Consider the following 1,475-nt stretch of genomic DNA (forward strand, 5'->3'; position numbering starts at 1 on the left):
GACCCGCTCTCTCCGGCTGCGCAGGAAAGTGCCCAGCTCACGGCGTTGACCTGGATTCTTCGACATGGTGGGTGGCACTCCTGGTTCCAGAACGAACGGGCTCTGTATACCAGGGTGGGCCCTCCGCAGACTGATGCCGAAGCGGGGCGGCGGCGCCCCGCGAGGAAGCGAGAGGGAAGGCATCATGACGGGAATCGACGGCAAGGTCGTGGCGATCACGGGAGCCGGCAGCGGTATCGGTGAGGCCACCGCTCTGCTGCTGGCCGAACGGGGCGCCCGGCTCGTGCTGGGCGCCCGCAGGTCCGAGCGCCTCGGGGACCTGGTGACCCGGATCGAGAAGGCGGGCGGCAGCGCCGTGCAGCTCCGCACGGACGTCACCCGGCGTGCTGATCTGCAGGCCCTGGTCGCCCTGGCCGCGGAGCGCTTCGGCCGGCTCGACGTACTGATCAGCAACGCGGGGATCGGGACGGTCTCCCCGCTGGACGATCTGCGCGTCGACGAATGGGACCGGATGGTGGACGTCAACATCAAGGGTGTGCTGCACGGTATCGGCGCCGCACTGCCGGTCTTCCGCGCGCAGGGCTCCGGACACTTCATCACCACCGCGTCCACGGCGGCGTTCCGCGTCGTTCCCGCCATGGCCGTCTACGCGGGCACGAAGATTGCGGTGCGCGCCATCTGCGAGGGGCTGCGGCAGGAAGCCGGCGACGCGCTGCGGGTGACGACGGTCTCGCCGGGCATGGTGGACACCGAGTTCGCCGAAGCGTCGACGAACCCACACATCCGTGCCGAGATCTCGCAGGCCCGGGACCGGATCGCCATCCCACCCGAGGCCGTCGCCCGGGCCCTGGCGTTCGCCGTCGAGCAGCCGCACACCGTCGATGTGAACGAGATCGTCGTCCGTCCCACCGCCCAGAGCTGACCCGGGACCTGTCCGGCGCGGCTTCGGTTTAGGCTCGGCGGATGGCGAAGTACTTCGACGTGCACCCCGACAACCCGCAGCGGCGCACCATCAGCACCGTGGTCGACAGCGTCCGGGCCGACGCGCTCATCGCGTATCCGACGGACTCCTGTTTCGCTCTGGGGTGCCGGCTGGGCAGCCGCGACGGCATGTCCCGCATCCGTTCCATCCGCAACCTCGACGAGAGGCACCACTTCACTCTCGTGTGCCAGAACTTCGCGCAGCTCGGCCAGTTCGTGCACGTCGACAACGACGTGTTCCGCGCGATCAAGGCGGCCACCCCGGGCCGCTACACCTTCATCCTCCCCGCGACGAAGGAGGTGCCCCGCAAGCTGCAGCACCCGAAGAAGAAGACGGTCGGAGTCCGCATCCCCGACCACGTCGTGGCCCAGGCGCTGCTGTCCGAACTCGGCGAGCCGCTGCTGTCCAGCACCCTTCTGCTGCCGGACGAGGAGGAGCCGATGACCCAGGGCTGGGAGATCAAGGAACGGCTCGACCATGTGGTGGACGCCGT

General features: G+C 69.2%; 2 protein-coding genes. Both read left to right on the plus strand.

Annotated features, from left to right (window positions below; translation table 11 throughout):
• Nucleotides 1-184 precede the first annotated feature (184 nt).
• Complete coding sequence (locus ACFXIV_RS47915; protein WP_379421540.1) at nucleotides 185-922, plus strand: SDR family oxidoreductase; 738 nt, start codon at nucleotides 185-187, stop codon at nucleotides 920-922.
• A 41-nt stretch (nucleotides 923-963) separates the two neighbouring features.
• The coding region (locus ACFXIV_RS47920; protein ID WP_379421541.1) for an L-threonylcarbamoyladenylate synthase at nucleotides 964-1,475 on the plus strand (512 nt) is incomplete at its 3' end.

Origin of the sequence: Nocardia sp. NPDC059236, from assembly GCF_042754085.1 — a bacterium.
Taxonomy (GTDB): Bacteria; Actinomycetota; Actinomycetes; order Mycobacteriales; family Mycobacteriaceae; genus Nocardia.

Coding starts and splice junctions, on each gene's coding strand:
- ACFXIV_RS47915 (WP_379421540.1), top strand. CDS start 185: ATGACGGGAATCGACGGCAAGGTCGTGGCGATCACGGGAGCCGGCAGC.